The following is a 17,516-nucleotide window of genomic DNA, read 5'->3' on the forward strand; positions in this document are numbered from 1 at the left end:
CGGGATCGGGCCATAATTTATATTTCGATAAATCCCGAAATATAAATTGACTCGAAAATCACCTTTCCATATTTCGAGATATATCGAATTAATGGAGTCGCAGATGCAATCGGATCAAGCCGTAGCTGCTTTGGGGTCGCTCGCCCAGGAACACAGGCTGGCTATTTTTCGGATGCTCGTTCGGGCAGGGAAAGAAGGTCTTGCTGCTGGCATGATAGCCGAAGCACTCGGCGTCCCGTCCAGCTCCCTGTCTTTCCATCTTGCCCATTTGACCCGTTCCGGGCTGATCAGCCAGGAACGGCAGTCGCGAACGCTCATTTATCGCGCGGATTACGCGGCGATGAACAGTCTCGTCGCTTATCTACTCGAAAACTGCTGCGCCGGTGACGCCTGTGCGGTGGATCTTCTCGTCTCGCAAGGAGCCTGCAAATGAAAAGAATGCATATCCATTTGTCCGTCGAAAGCATCGACCAGTCGGTGGGTTTTTATTCCAAATTGTTCGGATCCGAACCGACCGTATTGAAAGCGGATTACGCGAAATGGATGCTGGACGATCCGCTGGTCAATTTCGCCATATCGAGCCATGAAGGCGCCGAGCGCGGTATCGAACATATCGGCATCCAGGCTGAAACTGCCGACGAACTCGCCGAAGTTTACGGGCGGATCAAGGAAGCCGGCGGTGCCGTTTTTGATGAAGGTGAAACAACCTGTTGTTACGCCCAGTCCGAGAAAAACTGGACAGCGGATCCGGACGGCGTTGCCTGGGAGGCATTTCTGACCAATGGTGAAGTGACCGATTATGGCAATCGGGTAGATTTGGCGCAACTCGCCTCTGAAAATGCGGAACAGGGGAGTTGCTGCACGCCGCAAATTGCACCGGCAACTGCAGCCAAATCCTCTTGCTGTGGATAATCCGATGAACGACAAGATTTATAACGTGCTGTTTCTCTGTACCGGAAATTCCGCGCGATCGATATTGGGCGAGGCTTTGCTGAACCGGGATGGCGAAGGGCGCTTCCGCGCCTATAGCGCGGGCAGCTTTCCCAAAGGAGAAGTCCACCCTATGGCGCTTGATGTGCTGAACGGCCTGGGTTTTGATATCAAGGAATTGCGATCGAAAAGCTGGGATGAATTTGCCGCGCCCGATGCTCCGCAAATGGATTTTATCTTCACCGTCTGCGACAATGCGGCGGGAGAGACCTGTCCGGTCTGGCCGGGCCATCCGATGACCGCGCATTGGGGCATAGAAGACCCGGCGGCGATCGAAGGCGAGGGACAGCGGGAGGCATTTCTGATGGCACTGCGCTATATGCGCAACCGCATTGCCTTGTTTCTCAACCTTCCGTTCGATGCGATCGATCAACTCAGTCTGAAAACGCGCCTTAAAGCCATTGGGACAGAAGAAACCGCCAAGGAACGGAAATTATAATGGGCCTGTTTGAACGCTGGTTGTCGCTATGGGTTGGCCTTGCCATTTTGGCTGGACTGTTGCTTGGCAATATTGCGCCGGGCTTGTTTGGCCTGATCGCCAGTCTGGAATTTGCTTCGGTAAATCTCGTTGTCGCACTGCTGATATGGGCGATGATCTATCCAATGATGGTCGCGGTCGATTTCGGCAGTTTGCGGGATATCGGCAGTAAACCCAAAGGGTTGATCATCACCATCATCGTAAACTGGCTGGTCAAGCCTTTCACCATGGCGGCTCTCGCGGTTCTGTTTTTCGATTATCTCTATAGCGGCATCATGACTGGCGATGATGCGCAGCAATATATCGCGGGTCTGATCCTGCTCGGAGCTGCCCCGTGCACCGCGATGGTGTTTGTCTGGTCGCAAATGACCAAGGGCGATGCGGCCTATACGTTGGTGCAGGTGTCGGTAAATGACCTGATCATGATCGTGGCATTTGCCCCCATTGTCGCGTTTTTGCTGGGCGTGACCGATATTGCCATTCCCTGGCAGACATTGCTCTTGTCGGTCTTGCTCTATGTTGTGATCCCGCTTGTTGCCGGTGCCATCACCCGGAACATGGTGCTGTCCCGCCATGGCGGAGACATGGCAGCGATTGATCAATTTACCGCACGCCTCAAGCCGACATCGATAGTCGGTCTCTTGGCTACCGTCGTCCTGCTGTTTGCCTTTCAGGCGCAGACGATCATCTCACAGCCCGTACTGATTGTATTGATCGCCATTCCGATCATCCTGCAATCCTACGGTATATTCGTGATCGGCTATGCCGCGGCATGGGCCTGGAAAGTGCCGCACAAGATTGCTGCGCCCTGCGCCTTGATCGGTACGTCCAATTTCTTTGAGCTGGCGGTCGCGGTTGCTATAGGCCTGTTCGGCCTGTCGAGCGGTGCCGCATTGGCAACGGTGGTCGGGGTATTGGTCGAAGTGCCAGTCATGCTCTCGCTGGTGGCCATAGCGAACAGGACGAAGGGGCGCTTTGCCGAATAGTCCGGTTGCGTCGCAGTTATTTGACCCAGTCGAGCCCCATGTCCTGATACAGGCTTTTGTCTTCGTCCCAGTTGGCGCTGACCTTGACGTGAAGATAAAGATGCACGGGCTTGCCCAATATTGAGGACAGTTCGGCGCGGGCTTTGGCACCGATATCCTTGATCTGGTGGCCACCCTTGCCCAGAATGATTGCTTTCTGGCTTGGCTTCTCGACCAGTATCTGTTGGTGGATTTCGAGCGAACCATCTGGCCGTTCCTGATATTTTTCCATCGCAATCGCGGTCGCATAAGGCAGTTCCGCGTGAAGTTGCCGGAAAACTTGCTCGCGGGTAATTTCCGCAGCGAGGATTCGCTCGCTGGCATCCGATACCTGATCGGCGGGAAAATGCCATGGACCTTCCGGCATTTCCTTCACCAGATAGGATTTCAGGTCTTCCAGTCCGTCGCCGGTTTTCGCGCTGACGAAAAACGTCTCGTCGAAATCCGCCAGTTCATGCAGTTTGACGACATGGCCGAGCATCTTGTCTTTGGCAGCGATGTCCACCTTGTTCATAACCAGAATGGTCTTTTCGGACCGGTGTTTGATCCGCTCGACGATCGAGGTAACCTTGGGACCCAGACCCGCGCGCGCGTCGACAAGCAGGACGATGATATCAGCATCCTCAGCGCCTTCCCAGGCAGCGGAAACCATTGCCCGGTCGAGCCGCCGGTGGGGATCGAATATACCGGGTGTATCGACCAGCAAAAGCTGCGTATCGTCTTCAATCGCAATGCCCAACAGCCGGGTTCGCGTTGTTTGCGGTTTGGAACTGGTGATCGCCACCTTCTGTCCCACCAATGCGTTGATCAGGGTTGATTTGCCTGCATTGGGTGCGCCAATCAGAGCGACTACGCCGCATTTTTGAGTCATGTGAATTTTTCCAGAAATTTCTTTGCTGCTTCGGTTTCGGCTGCCTGAATGGCGGAAGCCGTAGCCTCGACCTCGCCAATATTCCGGACGCTCAGCCGGACGGTGAATTTCAAATCGTGATGCGGACCGCTTTTGTCGATCAACTCATATTCCGGAACTTTGCGGTTATTGGCTGCGGCCCATTCCTGCAAAGCAGATTTGGGATGCCTGATATCGGCAACGGTTGCGGAAACGCGGTTCGCCCAGTGCCGGAGTATGAAGTTTCGTGCGGCGTCCATGCCATGATCGATATAGACCGCCCCGATCAGGGACTCCATCACGTCGCCCAGAACCTTTATGCTTTGCCGCGCGCCGTCATCGCGCGCCTGCTTCCCCAGCAAGATATGATCGCCAACACCGATTTGCCTTGCGATCGCGCCGCAAACCGGACCGGACACCAGGGCATTCAGGCGCTGGGATAATTGTCCTTCGGGTTCCTTTGGAAAATGATGATAAAGATGATCCGCAATTACCAGACCCAGAACCCGGTCGCCGAGAAACTCCAGGCGCTGATAGTCCTTGTCCCCGTGGCTACCATGGGTTGCGGCTCTGATGTAGAGGCTTGAATCCGAAGGGCGCTCGGCGGTGATTTCGGCAATCCAGTCAAGAAAGTCGGCGGTACTCAAAAGCCTTCTCCAATGCGCTCCCAGCGAGCGGCTGTAAACCAGGTCCATGGCTTGATCCATTCTACCGAGCCATCGGTCGAAAATACTGAAACCAGAGCTCGGCCGACGAGGTTTTCTTCGGGCACCATGCCAATGGCCTTACCTTCTTCTGCAGGGAAGCGGCTGTCTGCGCTGCGATCGCGATTGTCGCCCATCAAGAACATATGATCCTCTGGTACCAAAAAAGCCTTGGTATCGTCTCCTTCGGAATTCTCATAAATATCAAGCACCCGATAAGTTACGCCATTGGGCAGAGTTTCCTGAAACTGCGGATATCGGCAAATGAGTTTCCCGGCTTCTCGCGTCGTTTCAAATTCGGTACGGTAACAGGGGCTGTTGGGTGTCACCGGATGTTCAAAATCCGGGAGCCTTTTCCGCTTCACTGCGGTTCCATTGATAGATATCACGCCGTTGGTTACCTGTACGATATCACCGGATAACGCTATTACCCGCTTGATATAATCGTCGCGTGCATTGGGCGGAGCCTTGAACACCACAACATCACCTGGTTTCGGCGAATGGGGCAAGAGTCGTCCCGGAATCAACGGGACACTGAACGGCAGGCTATATTTGGAATAGCCATAAGGCCATTTTGCCACCAGCAGATAGTCGCCGACGACGAGACGCGGCTGCATCGACTCTGAGGGAATATTGAATGGCGAGATAATGAAACTGCGCAATATCAATATGAAAAGGGCAAGTTTTATGAGAAACGCGACAAAATCCCGCGTTTCAGATCGTTGTGCTTTATGACGCGCCATGGCGCCCCTTCGCCGACATTGCGATTGGCGTCAAGATTTCTTCCGCTCTCTTTTCCGGACGATTTTCAACTTGAGACAGGCCCGCCCGCCCGATAGGGCTGAACCTGGTCAACGGACGCGCTAATTGAAATCAACGGATCGGACGATAAAATGACTTCAAACCTTTGGCAGACGATCAAAACCCTTCCGCAAAAGCCACTGGTCGAGATTTTTGACTCAGACAAAAATCGCATGGACCGGTTCGGGCTGGAACATGCAGACATCTACTTTGATTTATCGAAAACCCATCTGGATGATGCTGCGATTCGGGCTTTTAGCGAACTCGCGGATGAGGTCGGTCTGGCGAAAAAGAGGGAAGCGTTGCTAGCCGGGGAGCCGGTGAACATCAGTGAAGGGCGGGCGGCGGAACATTGTGCTGAACGCGGTACCGGCGACGCGGCGAGCGTAGAGAATGCGCGAGCCCTGCATCAGCGGATGAAAAGCCTGATCGAGGTCATTGAGGCCGGCGCGCTGGGTGACTTTACGCAGATCATTCACCTCGGCATTGGCGGCTCCGCGCTCGGGCCGAAATTGCTACATCAGGCACTCAGGGTCGGTGATGAAAAATATGAACTGGCGGTCGTGTCCAATATCGATGGTGCCGCCCTTGAACCCGTGCTCGAGCGCTTTGATGCAGACAAGACCTTGCTCGTTGTGGCTTCCAAGACCTTCACCACGGCGGAGACCTTGCTCAACGCCCAGTCGGTGCTTGACTGGATGCAGGAGGAGGGGGTCACCGATCCGCAGGGCCGGGTCGTTGCCCTGACCGCCAATCCGGAACAGGCGGTGCAATGGGGCGTGGATGAAACGCGGATATTGCCATTTTCTGAAACCGTCGGGGGGCGCTATTCGCTGTGGTCCTCCATTGGATTTGCCGTCGCCCTCGCGCTGGGATATGAGGTTTTCGATGATCTGCTGGCTGGCGCGCAAGCGATGGATCAGCATTTTCAAGCGGCACCATGGGATCAGAACATCCCGGTGCTGGCGGCCTTTGCCGATCAATATTACGCGCAAGTCCGCAAATGCGAAACCCGGGCGGTGTTCGCCTATGACGAGCGCCTCGGTTTGTTGCCCGACTATCTCCAGCAACTGGAGATGGAGAGCAATGGCAAATCGGTGACACTGGACGGTACGCTGTTGTCCATGCCTTCCAGCCCGATTGTCTGGGGCGGTGTCGGGACCGATGCCCAGCACGCGGTGTTCCAGCTTCTCCATCAGGGCACCCATCTCGTACCGGTCGAGTTTCTCGCGGTAGTAGAACCGGGTGATTCGCTGCACCCGGCCCATCATAATGGTCTGCTGCTAAACTGCTTTGCCCAGAGCGCAGCATTGATGGCTGGCAAAAAATCCGATGACAGTGATCGAAACTATCCGGGTGACAGACCGTCGATGACGATATTATTGGACGATCTGGATGCCCGATCACTTGGCGCGCTGCTCGCTTTTTACGAGCACCGGACATTTGTGAACGCGGTATTGTTGAATATCAATCCGTTCGATCAATTTGGCGTGGAGCTGGGCAAGCAGATGGCAAACAAACTGGCCGCCGACGATGGTAGCCGATTGGACGTTTCGACCGAATTACTGAAAAAGCGGGCCTTCGGAGCCTGATATAAGGAAATAGACATGGCAGAATATGATTATGACCTGTTCGTTATCGGAGCAGGTTCCGGCGGAACACGGGCTGCACGCGTATCCGCCTCTTATGGGGCAAAAGTCGCTGTGGCCGAGGAATATCGGGTCGGCGGAACATGCGTCATCCGCGGCTGCGTACCCAAGAAACTGCTGGTCTATGGCTCACATTTTTCCGAAGAGTTGGAAGACGGCAAGAATTTCGGCTGGACTTGGGAAAATGCCAAATTTGACTGGCCAACCCTGCGCGATCATGTCCTCAAGGACGTCGACCGGCTCAACAATGCCTATACCGACACGCTGAAAAATCACGGCGTTGAGATCATTCTCGAGCATGCCGAGCTGATCGGTCCACACGAAATCAAGCTGTCTGGTGGCAAGACTGTGACCGCCAAATATATCCTGATTGCCGTCGGTGCTTGGCCTGCGACGGCGGAATTTCCCGGTAGCGATCTGATGTCAACATCGAATGATATGTTCCACCTTGAAACATTGCCGGAGACAGTGATCATTTCAGGTGGCGGCTATATTGCCAATGAATTTGCCGGAATATTTAATGGGTTGGGTAGTGACGTTACCGTCGTGAACCGCTCGGACATCATTTTGCGCGGCTATGACGAAAGCGTCCGCGATCGTCTTATCCAGATTTCGCTCGCCAAGGGTATCAACTATAAATTCAACTGCACATTCGACAAGATCGAAAAACGTGAAGATGGCGCTCTGGACGTTTATATGGATGGAAAGAGCGCACCGGTCCGCGCCGACGTTGTTCTAGCGGCGACGGGTCGGCGACCCAAGATCGATGGTCTTGGCCTCGAAAGTGCAGGCGTTGAAATTGACGACCGGAGCGCCATCAAGGTCAACGAATATAACCAGACCAATGTCGAAAATATCTATGCTGTCGGCGACGTGACCGATCGCGTGCAATTGACCCCGATAGCGATCCGCGAGGGGCAGGCCTTTGCCGACAATGTCTTTGGCGATAACCCGCGCACGATTGATTATGACAATATCCCGTCGGCGGTTTTTTCCCAGCCCCCAATCGCCTCTGTCGGCCTGACCGAAAGCGAGGCGCGGAACCAATATGGCAATATCAAGGTCTATTCCTCCGATTTCCGGGCGATGCGCAATGTCTTCGCGGACCGGCCCGAACGCAGCTTATACAAGATGATCGTCGAGCATCCCACCGAGAAAATCCTCGGGCTTCATATGATAGGCCCTGAAGCGCCGGAAATTTTGCAGGCAGCCGCGATTGCGGTGAAAGCAGGTCTTACCAAGCAGGCCTTTGACGATACTGTTGCGTTGCACCCGAGCATGGCTGAGGAACTGGTACTGTTCAAATAGGGTGACGCTACGGCCTCGGCGACCCAAGCTCAGCTTTAACCGCACGCTTAATTACTATTGACGATTGCCTAACCGGCTGCTCTTTGACTAGGGCATATCGCATCTAGTGATTCACAGCCGGGGGTTGAATGTCAGACATTATCGCACAATTGGAAGCCAAGCGCGCCGAAGCCATGCTCGGCGGCGGGCAAAAGCGGATCGATAGCCAGCATGCCAAGGGCAAGCTTACCGCACGCGAACGCATTGATATATTGCTCGACGAGGATTCGTTCGAAGAAATCGACATGTATGTCGAGCATAATTGCGTCGATTTCGGGATGGATGAACAGCATATTCCCGGCGACGGCGTTGTCACCGGCTCCGGCACGATCAACGGCCGTCTTGTGTTTGTCTTCTCGCAGGATTTTACTGTCTTCGGCGGTTCGCTTTCCGAACGCCATGCCGAAAAAATCTGCAAGGTTCTCGACAATGCGATGAAGGTCGGCGCTCCGGTCATCGGCATCAACGACAGCGGCGGCGCGCGGATCCAGGAAGGCGTGGCCTCGCTCGGCGGCTATGCCGACGTGTTCCAGAAGAACGTGCTGGCCAGCGGTGTCATCCCGCAGCTCAGCCTGATCATGGGCCCCTGCGCAGGCGGCGCGGTCTATTCACCGGCAATGACCGACTTCATCTTCATGGTGAAGGACAGCAGCTATATGTTCGTCACCGGTCCCGATGTGGTCAAGACCGTGACCAACGAGATTGTAACGCAGGAAGAACTGGGCGGAGCGGTCACGCACACGACCAAGACCAGCGTTGCCGATGTCGCTTATGAAAATGATATCGAAGCCTTGCTGGCGGCGCGTGATTTTATCGACTTCATGCCGCTTTCCAACCGCGAAGAAGTGCCGGAACGGCCGACTGCCGATCCTTGGGACCGGCTCGAGGAAAGCCTGGATACGCTGATCCCCGACAATGCCAACCAGCCTTATGACATGCACGAAGTCATCCGCAAGATGGTCGACGAAGGCGATTTCTTTGAAGTCCAGCCGGCCCATGCGGGCAATATTATCTGCGGCTTTGGCCGGATGGAAGGTGCGACCGTCGGAGTCGTGGCCAACCAGCCGATGATCCTCGCCGGTTGTCTCGACATTAATGCATCGAAGAAGGCAGCGCGCTTTGTCCGCTATTGCGATGCCTTCAATATTCCGATTGTCACTCTGGTAGACGTTCCCGGCTTTCTGCCCGGCACCAGCCAGGAGCATAACGGCATCATCAAGCACGGCGCCAAGCTGCTCTTTGCCTATGCCGAGGCGACGGTGCCGAAAATCACGATCATCACGCGCAAGGCCTATGGCGGTGCCTATGACGTGATGGCATCCAAGCATCTGCGCGGCGATCTCAACTATGCATGGCCGACCGCCGAAATTGCCGTGATGGGCGCCAAGGGCGCGGTCGAGATCATCTTCCGCGGCAAGACCGAAGAGGAAATTGCCGAGAAAACGCAAGAATATGAAGCCCGTTTCGCCAACCCGTTTATCGCGGCGCAAAAGGGCTTTATCGACGAGGTGATCATGCCGCACTCAACCCGCCGCCGGGTTGCTCTGGGGTTACGGAAACTGCGGAACAAGCAGCTGGAAAATCCGTGGAAGAAACATGATAATATTCCGTTGTAGAAGATAGCGAATGCCAACAGGTTTAGTAGCGCTCCTCGACGACGTCGCAGCCATTGCGAAGGTCGCCGCCGCATCGGTTGACGATATTGGTGCTGCAGCCGCCAAGGCTGGCACCAAATCCGCCGGCGTGGTGATCGACGATGCGGCGGTTACGCCGACCTATGTGACCGGCTTCGATCCGTCGCGCGAATTGCCGATGATCTGGAAGATCACCAAGGGTTCGTTCAAGAACAAACTGGTCTTTTTGTTACCGGCAGCGGTCCTTTTGGGACAATTTGCACCCTTTTTGATACCGATCATACTGATTTTCGGGGGTTTGTTCCTGTGTTACGAAGCCGCCGAAAAGGTGCTGGAAATTTTCCATGTCGACGAGTCCACCAAACATGATCAGCCAGCGATTGTCGAAGGCCATGGTCGGGAACAGGAAATGGTGTCCGGCGCGATCCGCACCGACCTGATCCTGTCCGGCGAGATCATGGCCATCGCCCTGTCCGAACTGACCGATCAGGTCTGGTGGGAACAGGCGATCATCCTCGCGATCATCGGCATAGCGATTACCGTGGCGGTTTATGGCGCGGTCGCGCTGATCGTGAAGATGGATGATATCGGCCTGCATATCGCGCAGAATAATGATGGCGCATTGCGGTCCTTTGGCTGCAGTCTGGTCCGATTGATGCCGAAGCTGCTCGCAGCCCTGTCGATCATCGGAACCTTGGCCATGGCCTGGGTCGGCGGCGGGTTGCTGGTCCATAATATAGCCGCTCTGGGCTGGCACGGGCCGGAGCATCTGATCGAATGGCTGTCGCATCCGCTGGTCGGTCTGTTTCCGGCCTCGGCGAAGCTCCTCGTCGGGGGCATCGCCTTTGCACTCATGTCCGGCATAGCCGGCGTGATTGTCGGGGCAGGGATTGCGCCGCTGGTACACAGATTCATTCCGCACGGAGAGGAACATTAAATGCAATTGGGAAGAATGAACCATATTGGCGTTGCGACGCCGGATCTCGACGCCTCGATCGCCTTTTATCGCGATGTCATGGGCGCCACGGATATTACCGAGCCGTTCGTTCTGCAATCGCAGAAGGTGCGGGTCTGTTTCGTCAACACGCCGGGCGAGGGGGGCACATCCGGCACGCAGGTGGAATTGTTGCAGCCCACGGAGAGCGACAGCGCGGTAGGCAAATGGCTGGAGAAAAACCCGCTCGGCGGCCAGCATCACATCTGTTTCGAAGTGCCGGACATTCACGCCGCCAAGGCCGAGTTCGAAGCGATGGGCAAGCGGGTGCTCGGAGAGCCGCGCATCGGCGCGCACGGCACGCTAATCTTTTTTGTGCATCCCAAGGATATGGGCGGGATGCTGACCGAAATCATGGAAACGCCAAAAGGGCATTAAACTTGCGCTCCTCATCCTGAACTTGTTTCAGCATCTCTTGGGGTCCTGAAACAAGTTCAGGATGAGGAGCCATTCAAAGGGACCAAATATGGATTTCGAAAATATCAAGCTTGCCATTACGGATCAGGTGGCCACGATCACCCTCAATGTACCAGAGCGGCTGAACGCCTGTTCGCTTGCCATGGCGGATGATATTTATACCGCGCTCGATCTGCTCGAGGATGCTCGCGCGGTGGTGATTACCGGCGAAGGCCGCGCTTTTTGCGCCGGTGCTGATCTGCAGTCGAAAAACGACAGCCCGGTCAGGGGCGGTGAAGCCTCTTATGCGGCGCTCAACCAGCATTATAATCCCCTGATGCTCAAGCTGGCCCGGCTCGATATTCCAACCATCACCGCCGTCAACGGGGCGGCGGCAGGTATCGGTTGCTCGATCGCGCTCGCCAGTGACTTCGCCATCGCTGGGAAATCCGCTTATTTTCTTCAGGCATTCGTCAATATCGGGCTCGTTCCCGATGGCGGTGCTTCATGGATGCTGACCCGACTGGTCGGCAAAGCCCGGGCTACGGAAATGATGATGCTCGGGGAAAAAATTCCTGGCGAAAAAGCGGCCGACTGGGGCCTTATCTTTAAATGCGTCGAGGATGACGCACTGATGCAGGAAGCCGACGCGCTTGCCAAACGCCTCGCCGCCGGACCGACTGTGGCACTGGGTGTGATGCGCCAGAATCTGGCGAAGGCGCTGGAAAGCGACTATGCGGCAGCGCTGTTCAGCGAAGCCGAGGGGCAGCGGATTGCGGGTAACAGCCAGGACGCAAGAGAAGGGGCGCTGTCCTTCCTGCAAAAACGCAAGGCGGAATTTAAGGGGGAGTAGTCAACCGTATATGCCGCTCCTATCGAAGGGTTCTTGTCCTTCGATAGGGCCAGATCGCTAGGTTGCCGATTAGAGAACAAGAAACCCTACCAATGGATTTAATGCTGATATGACCGAAAAACCGACACTGAAGGACTGGCAGGAACTGGCCGAAAAAGAGGTGAAGGGCCGTGACCTGACATGGGAAACGCCCGAGGGTATCGCCGTCAAGCCGCTCTATACAGCGGAAGATGCCGGTGATCCGGGGCTTCCTGGATTTGGTCCGTTCACCCGTGGCGTCAAGGCAAGCATGTATGCCGGACGGCCCTGGACGATCCGCCAATATGCCGGTTTCTCGACCGCTGAGGAATCCAATGCTTTCTATCGCCGCAATCTGGCGGCAGGACAAAAGGGGCTTTCGGTGGCCTTCGATCTCGCCACCCACCGCGGCTATGACAGCGACCATCCGCGCGTCGTCGGGGATGTCGGCAAGGCGGGCGTGGCGATCGATAGCGTCGAGGATATGAAAATCCTCTTCGACCAGATCCCGCTCGATGAAATGTCGGTATCGATGACGATGAACGGCGCGGTGATCCCGTGTCTCGCTTTCTATATCATCGCGGCAGAAGAGCAGGGGGTTTCGCAGGAGAAACTGTCCGGCACGATCCAGAATGATATTCTGAAAGAGTTCATGGTCCGCAACACCTATATCTATCCGCCGGCGCCAAGCATGCGGATCATCTCGGACATCATCGCCTATACTTCCGAACATATGCCGAAATTCAACAGCATTTCGATCAGTGGCTATCATATGCACGAAGCGGGGGCGACGGCGGTTCAGGAACTCGCGTTCACCATTGCCGATGGCCGGGAATATGCCAAACAGGCGATGGAAACCGGACTGAATATCGACGCTTTTGCCGGCCGTCTGAGCTTCTTTTTTGGCATTGGCATGAACTTCTTCATGGAAGTGGCCAAGCTTCGCGCGGCGCGGACCTTGTGGCACCGGGTCATGGAAGGTCTCGGTGCACAATCCGAACGATCGAAGATGCTGCGCACCCACTGCCAGACGTCGGGCGTGTCGCTGACCGAACAGGATCCCTATAATAACGTGATCCGCACAACAATCGAGGCGATGGCCGCGACCCTGGGCGGCACCCAGTCGCTCCACACCAATGCGCTCGATGAGGCGATTGCGCTGCCGACCGATTTCTCCGCTCGCATTGCCCGCAACACCCAGATCGTGTTGCAGGAAGAGGCGGGCATAACCAAGGTCGTCGATCCGCTTGGCGGCAGCTATTATGTCGAGGCGCTGACCAAGGAACTGGTCGACAAGGCCTGGGAAATTATCGAGCGTGTCGATGCGGAAGGCGGCATGGCCAAGGCGGTAGCCGACGGCTGGCCCAAGGCGATGATCGAGGAAGCCGCTGCCGGACGGCAGGCCGCTGTGGACAAGGGTGATGCGGTTATCGTCGGCGTCAACAAATATCGCCTGGCCGAAGAAGAGGCAATGGATACTCTGGATATCGACAATGCCAAGGTGCGTCAGGGGCAGATCGCGCGGCTCGAAAAAATGCGGGCCGGACGGGATGAAGCGGCCTGTCAGGCGGCCCTCAAGGCATTAACCGAAGGGTCGAAATCCGGCGGCAACGTGCTTGCGCTCGCGGTGGATGCCGCGCGGCAAAGGGCTTCGCTCGGAGAAATATCGGACGCGATGGAAGCGGTATTCGGCCGCTACGAAACCCGCCCGACACCGGTCAAAGGCATTTACGGCAAGGCCTATGAAGGCGATGCCCGCTATGCCATGGTCATCGAAGGCGTCGATGCGGTCTCGCAACGGCTTGGCCGCAAGCCGAAAATTCTGGTCGCGAAAATGGGGCAGGACGGCCATGACCGCGGCGCCAATGTCGTCTCCAGCGCCTTTACCGACATGGGTTTTGACGTGATTTCCGGGCCCTTGTTCCAGACACCCTGCGAAACCCGTGATCTGGCCCTGGCGGAAAATGTTGATGCGGTTGGCGCGTCCAGCCTTGCCGCGGGCCACAAGACGCTGATCCCAGAACTGATCAATCTGCTGAAGGAATCGGGTCGCAGTGATGTAAAGGTTTTTGCTGGGGGCGTGATCCCGCCGCAGGATTATGAATTTCTACGGAAATCAGGTGTTGTCGGAATCTATGGACCGGGCAGCAATATTGTGGAATGTGCCGCGGATATCCTGCGCCTGCTGGGCCACAACATGCCACCCGAAGAGGAAGCCGCCGAATGAGTTTAGACGAAAATATCAGTGCACCTGCGCAGGCAGGTGCCCATCTCCCGCCATCGCGTCCGGACGAGCAGGTCCGAGATGGACCCCTGCCGGCGCAGGGACACGATGTCCGCAACGACTGGACCCGTGAAGAAATCGCGGCCCTGTTCGACCTGCCGTTCGATGAACTGGTTTTCCAGGCAGCAACCGTCCACCGCGCCAACCACAAGCCCGGCGAGGTTCAGCTTTCGACCCTGCTGTCCATCAAGACCGGCGGTTGCCCGGAAGATTGCGGATATTGCAACCAGTCAGCAGGCGCAAAATCGGGACTCAAGGCAGAGAAGCTGCTCGACGTTCGTGCCGTGCTGCAGACTGCGGCGCAGGCGAAGGATCGCGGTTCGTCCCGCTTTTGTATGGGGGCCGCCTGGCGCAATCCCAAGGACCGCGACATGCCGGCGATTATCGAGATGATCAAGGGCGTCCGGCAAATGGGCATGGAAACCTGCATGACGCTTGGTATGTTGACCAAGGAACAGTCCGAAATGCTGTCCGAAGCAGGCCTTGATTATTACAACCACAACATCGATACCTCGCCCGAACATTACGAGAAGGTGATCACCACGCGTACCTTCGGTGACCGGCTCGAAACGCTCGAGAATGTTCGCAATAGCGGCATCAACGTCTGTTCCGGCGGCATCGTCGGCATGGGCGAGACCCGCGAAGACCGGGTCGGCTTCGTCCATGCGCTGGCGACCCTGCCGCGGCATCCGGAGAGCGTACCGGTCAATGCGCTGGTTCCGGTCAAGGGCACGGTGCTTGGCGATATGCTGGCCGATACGCCGCTGGCGAAGATTGACGATATCGAATTTGTCCGCACGATCGCGGTGGCACGGATCACCATGCCCGCATCGATGGTGCGCCTGTCCGCTGGTCGCGAAAGCATGAGCGAAAGCACACAGGCTCTGTGCTTCCTTGCCGGTGCCAACAGCATTTTTACCGGCGACAAATTGCTGACCACCGGCAATGCCGGAGATGATGCGGATGAGACATTATTTGCGAAGCTCGGGCTGATTCCGATGGAAGCCGAGCAGCGGGAATGCAAGCTGGAGGCGGCTGAGTGAAATCCTGCTCGCTTCCTCTTTTTGCTCTGCTGGCAAGCTGTTCGCAGGCGGCAGTCCACAACACCGAAGCTCAAATTTCCTGCCCTAGCGCAGGGGTTGACCAAAAAGAAGCGGCGAAGCTTTCTGCCGATATTGTTGTTGCAGGAAAATGGGTTCCGGCAGAGCCGGACTTAACTCCTAATGTGCCGATCAAGGTGGGAAGAATTGAGATTATTGACCTGAAAAAAGGTGATCTGAATTCTAACCAATTGATCAGCATTCTAACTGGAGCGGTAAGGTCATCCGACCAGGAAAAAATTATATGCCCGGTTTCCGTACCTCGCCAAGACGAAGAACGAATTTTCTTTGTCCGGCGCGGGCAAACCGAATCTTTTCGCGTAATTGACCATGAACCAATGGATACAGGTAAATAGATGTTCAAAAAAATTCTAATCGCAAACCGCGGCGAAATCGCCTGCCGGGTTATCCGTACTGCCCAGAAAATGGGGATCAAGACGGTCGCCGTCTACTCTGACGCGGATGCGCGCAGCCCCCATGTCAAAATGGCGGACGAGGCCGTGCATATTGGGCCTTCGCCGGCAGCGGAATCCTATCTGATCGCCGACAAGATCATCGCGGCTTGCAAGGAAACCGGCGCGGAAGCGGTGCATCCGGGCTATGGTTTTCTTTCCGAGCGCGCCTCGTTCGTCGAGGAACTGGAAAAGAATAATATCGCCTTCATCGGCCCCCCGCCCAATGCCATCGCGGCCATGGGCGACAAGATCGAGTCGAAGAAGCTGGCCGAGAAAGCCGGTGTCAGCGTTGTTCCGGGCCATATTGGCGAGATTGACGATACCGAGCATGCGGTGAAAATCGCCACAGATATCGGCTATCCGGTGATGATGAAAGCCAGCGCCGGCGGCGGCGGCAAGGGCATGCGGCTTGCGTGGAACGAGAAAGACGTCCGCGAAGGCTTTGAAGCGACCAAGCGCGAAGGGCTGGCCAGCTTCGGCGATGACCGCGTGTTTATCGAGAAATTCATCGAACAGCCGCGCCATATCGAAATCCAGGTGCTCGGCGACAAGCATGGCAATGTGATTTATCTGGGCGAACGCGAATGTTCGATCCAGCGGCGGCACCAGAAGGTTGTCGAAGAAGCGCCGTCACCATTTGTCGACCCTGAGATGCGGAAGAAAATGGGTGAACAGGCCGTCGCGTTGTCGCAGGCTGTTGGCTATTATAGCGCCGGTACGGTCGAGCTGATCGTCGGGGCGGACAAGAGCTTCTATTTTCTCGAAATGAATACCCGTCTGCAGGTGGAACATCCGGTCACCGAATATATCACTGGCCTCGATCTGGTCGAACAGATGATCCGTGTTGCTTATGGCGAGAAATTGCCACTGACCCAGGACGAGGTCAAGCTGACCGGCTGGGCGGTTGAAAACCGCGTCTATGCCGAAGATCCTTATCGCGGCTTCCTGCCTTCCACCGGTCGTCTGGTCAAATATCGGCCCCCGGAAGCCGAAGAAGGCATTCGCGTCGACGATGGCGTGGCCGAAGGCGGCGAGGTTTCGATCTTCTACGATCCGATGATCGCCAAGCTGATCACCTATGGCGAAACCCGCATCGAAGCGATTGACCGTCAGATTGACGCGCTCAACCGGTTCGAGCTGCAGGGCCCCGGTCACAATATCGACTTCCTCTCGGCGCTCATGCAGCACGAACGGTTCCGCGAAGGCAATATCACGACCAATTTCATCGCCGAGGAATATCCCGACGGCTTTCACGGTGCCCCTGCATCCGACGAGTTGCTCAGCAATCTTGCAGCCATCGGGGCTTTTGCTGCGACCGCCCATGCCGACCGTGCACGCCGGGTCGACAATCAGCTTGGCAAGCGTCTCGATGCCCCCTCGGAATGGGAAGTCAAAATTGGCGACAAGATCATGACCGTATCGGTTTCCGAAGAGGAAATCGCGGTGGATGGTGCCGCTATCGATCTGTCGACCGAATATACGCCCGGCGACAGTCTGATCCTGGCTGAAATCGCCGGCAAGCCGCTGTCGGTAAAGATTACCAAGACCGCGGACGGTTTCGCGCTCAACAGCCACGGCGCAACCCACAGGGCGCGGATTTTGCCGGCCCATGTCTCGCAACATGCGGTGCACATGATTGAGAAAATCCCGCCCGATCTGTCGAAATATCTGCTTTGCCCGATGCCCGGACTGCTGGTCGCGCTGCATGTCGGAGAAGGAGACAGCGTCGTCGAGGGGCAGCCGCTGGCGGTCGTCGAAGCGATGAAGATGGAGAATATTCTCCGGGCAGAGAAAAACGGAGTGGTGAAATCGGTCGAGGCAGCGCAAGGGGATAGCCTTGCCGTCGATGCCGTGATACTCGAACTGGAATAAAATATAAAAAATAAGACATAAAAACGC

General features: G+C 56.1%; 17 protein-coding genes. 14 read left to right on the forward strand and 3 right to left on the reverse strand.

Annotated elements, in window-relative coordinates:
• The first annotated feature begins 103 nt into the window (after window positions 1-103).
• The 4 genes from ACN0WX_RS08295 to arsB are packed head-to-tail and all read left to right on the forward strand — an operon-like array spanning window position 104 to window position 2,454.
• Window positions 104-433: an ArsR/SmtB family transcription factor gene (locus ACN0WX_RS08295; protein ID WP_417621816.1), complete on the forward strand. Its 330-nt coding sequence runs from the start codon at window positions 104-106 to the stop codon at window positions 431-433.
• Window positions 430-912, forward strand: a complete 483-nt coding sequence (locus ACN0WX_RS08300) for an ArsI/CadI family heavy metal resistance metalloenzyme (protein WP_417621817.1) — start codon at window positions 430-432, stop codon at window positions 910-912. The genes ACN0WX_RS08295 and ACN0WX_RS08300 overlap by 4 nt, the downstream gene beginning before the upstream one ends.
• A gap of 4 nt (window positions 913-916) precedes the next feature.
• A complete protein-coding gene (locus tag ACN0WX_RS08305; protein ID WP_417621818.1) occupies window positions 917-1,429 on the forward strand; it encodes an arsenate reductase ArsC in 513 nt (170 codons plus the stop codon).
• On the forward strand, window positions 1,429-2,454 hold the full coding sequence (arsB, locus tag ACN0WX_RS08310) for an ACR3 family arsenite efflux transporter (protein ID WP_417621819.1): 1,026 nt from the start codon (window positions 1,429-1,431) through the stop codon (window positions 2,452-2,454). The genes ACN0WX_RS08305 and arsB overlap by 1 nt, the downstream gene beginning before the upstream one ends.
• Window positions 2,455-2,470: 16 nt before the next feature.
• On the opposite strand, the gene era is transcribed toward arsB, so the two are convergent.
• The 3 genes from era to lepB are packed head-to-tail and all read right to left on the reverse strand — an operon-like array spanning window position 2,471 to window position 4,829.
• Window positions 2,471-3,364 carry a GTPase Era gene (gene era, locus ACN0WX_RS08315; RefSeq protein WP_417621820.1) on the reverse strand — a complete coding sequence of 298 codons (894 nt, stop codon included), beginning with the start codon at window positions 3,362-3,364 and terminating at the stop codon, window positions 2,471-2,473.
• Window positions 3,361-4,029 carry a ribonuclease III gene (gene rnc / locus ACN0WX_RS08320; RefSeq protein ID WP_417621821.1) on the reverse strand — a complete coding sequence of 223 codons (669 nt, stop codon included), beginning with the start codon at window positions 4,027-4,029 and terminating at the stop codon, window positions 3,361-3,363. Before rnc ends, era begins: the two co-directional genes overlap by 4 nt.
• Entirely contained in the window at window positions 4,026-4,829 is an 804-nt protein-coding gene (lepB, locus tag ACN0WX_RS08325; RefSeq protein WP_417621822.1) for a signal peptidase I, read from the reverse strand. Before lepB ends, rnc begins: the two co-directional genes overlap by 4 nt.
• Before the next feature lie 150 nt (window positions 4,830-4,979).
• On the opposite strand from lepB, the gene pgi reads away from it, so the two are divergent.
• The 10 genes from pgi to ACN0WX_RS08375 all read left to right on the forward strand — a co-directional run bounded on the left by pgi (window position 4,980) and on the right by ACN0WX_RS08375 (window position 17,489).
• A complete protein-coding gene (gene pgi, locus ACN0WX_RS08330; protein ID WP_417621823.1) occupies window positions 4,980-6,479 on the forward strand; it encodes a glucose-6-phosphate isomerase in 1,500 nt (499 codons plus the stop codon).
• A 15-nt stretch (window positions 6,480-6,494) separates the two neighbouring features.
• Window positions 6,495-7,844 carry a glutathione-disulfide reductase gene (gene gorA / locus ACN0WX_RS08335; protein ID WP_417621824.1) on the forward strand — a complete coding sequence of 450 codons (1,350 nt, stop codon included), beginning with the start codon at window positions 6,495-6,497 and terminating at the stop codon, window positions 7,842-7,844.
• A 128-nt stretch (window positions 7,845-7,972) separates the two neighbouring features.
• Window positions 7,973-9,499 carry an acyl-CoA carboxylase subunit beta gene (locus ACN0WX_RS08340; RefSeq protein ID WP_417621825.1) on the forward strand — a complete coding sequence of 509 codons (1,527 nt, stop codon included), beginning with the start codon at window positions 7,973-7,975 and terminating at the stop codon, window positions 9,497-9,499.
• Between the two features lie 10 nt (window positions 9,500-9,509).
• On the forward strand, window positions 9,510-10,454 hold the full coding sequence (locus ACN0WX_RS08345; protein WP_417621826.1) for a DUF808 domain-containing protein: 945 nt from the start codon (window positions 9,510-9,512) through the stop codon (window positions 10,452-10,454).
• Window positions 10,455-10,889: a methylmalonyl-CoA epimerase gene (gene mce / locus ACN0WX_RS08350; protein WP_417621827.1), complete on the forward strand. Its 435-nt coding sequence runs from the start codon at window positions 10,455-10,457 to the stop codon at window positions 10,887-10,889.
• An 88-nt stretch (window positions 10,890-10,977) separates the two neighbouring features.
• Window positions 10,978-11,760, forward strand: coding sequence for an enoyl-CoA hydratase-related protein (locus ACN0WX_RS08355; RefSeq protein ID WP_417621828.1), 783 nt, complete (start codon window positions 10,978-10,980; stop codon window positions 11,758-11,760).
• Window positions 11,761-11,869: 109 nt separating this feature from the next.
• Window positions 11,870-14,005, forward strand: coding sequence for a methylmalonyl-CoA mutase (scpA, locus tag ACN0WX_RS08360; protein ID WP_417621829.1), 2,136 nt, complete (start codon window positions 11,870-11,872; stop codon window positions 14,003-14,005).
• Complete coding sequence (gene bioB, locus ACN0WX_RS08365) at window positions 14,002-15,105, forward strand: biotin synthase BioB (RefSeq protein ID WP_417621830.1); 1,104 nt, start codon at window positions 14,002-14,004, stop codon at window positions 15,103-15,105. The genes scpA and bioB overlap by 4 nt, the downstream gene beginning before the upstream one ends.
• Window positions 15,102-15,518, forward strand: coding sequence for a hypothetical protein (locus tag ACN0WX_RS08370; protein WP_417621831.1), 417 nt, complete (start codon window positions 15,102-15,104; stop codon window positions 15,516-15,518). Before bioB ends, ACN0WX_RS08370 begins: the two co-directional genes overlap by 4 nt.
• Window positions 15,519-17,489, forward strand: a complete 1,971-nt coding sequence (locus ACN0WX_RS08375) for an acetyl-CoA carboxylase biotin carboxylase subunit (RefSeq protein WP_417621832.1) — start codon at window positions 15,519-15,521, stop codon at window positions 17,487-17,489.
• Window positions 17,490-17,516: the final 27 nt, after the last annotated feature.

This window comes from Parasphingorhabdus sp. (assembly GCF_048269915.1).
GTDB lineage: Bacteria > Pseudomonadota > Alphaproteobacteria > Sphingomonadales > Sphingomonadaceae > Parasphingorhabdus.

Coding starts and splice junctions, on each gene's coding strand:
- ACN0WX_RS08375 (WP_417621832.1), top strand. CDS start 15,519: ATGTTCAAAAAAATTCTAATCGCAAACCGCGGCGAAATCGCCTGCCGG.
- ACN0WX_RS08340 (WP_417621825.1), top strand. CDS start 7,973: ATGTCAGACATTATCGCACAATTGGAAGCCAAGCGCGCCGAAGCCATG.
- arsB (WP_417621819.1), top strand. CDS start 1,429: ATGGGCCTGTTTGAACGCTGGTTGTCGCTATGGGTTGGCCTTGCCATT.
- gorA (WP_417621824.1), top strand. CDS start 6,495: ATGGCAGAATATGATTATGACCTGTTCGTTATCGGAGCAGGTTCCGGC.
- mce (WP_417621827.1), top strand. CDS start 10,455: ATGCAATTGGGAAGAATGAACCATATTGGCGTTGCGACGCCGGATCTC.
- ACN0WX_RS08305 (WP_417621818.1), top strand. CDS start 917: ATGAACGACAAGATTTATAACGTGCTGTTTCTCTGTACCGGAAATTCC.
- ACN0WX_RS08295 (WP_417621816.1), top strand. CDS start 104: ATGCAATCGGATCAAGCCGTAGCTGCTTTGGGGTCGCTCGCCCAGGAA.
- scpA (WP_417621829.1), top strand. CDS start 11,870: ATGACCGAAAAACCGACACTGAAGGACTGGCAGGAACTGGCCGAAAAA.
- lepB (WP_417621822.1), bottom strand. CDS start 4,829: ATGGCGCGTCATAAAGCACAACGATCTGAAACGCGGGATTTTGTCGCG.
- era (WP_417621820.1), bottom strand. CDS start 3,364: ATGACTCAAAAATGCGGCGTAGTCGCTCTGATTGGCGCACCCAATGCA.
- pgi (WP_417621823.1), top strand. CDS start 4,980: ATGACTTCAAACCTTTGGCAGACGATCAAAACCCTTCCGCAAAAGCCA.
- ACN0WX_RS08345 (WP_417621826.1), top strand. CDS start 9,510: ATGCCAACAGGTTTAGTAGCGCTCCTCGACGACGTCGCAGCCATTGCG.
- bioB (WP_417621830.1), top strand. CDS start 14,002: ATGAGTTTAGACGAAAATATCAGTGCACCTGCGCAGGCAGGTGCCCAT.
- ACN0WX_RS08355 (WP_417621828.1), top strand. CDS start 10,978: ATGGATTTCGAAAATATCAAGCTTGCCATTACGGATCAGGTGGCCACG.
- ACN0WX_RS08300 (WP_417621817.1), top strand. CDS start 430: ATGAAAAGAATGCATATCCATTTGTCCGTCGAAAGCATCGACCAGTCG.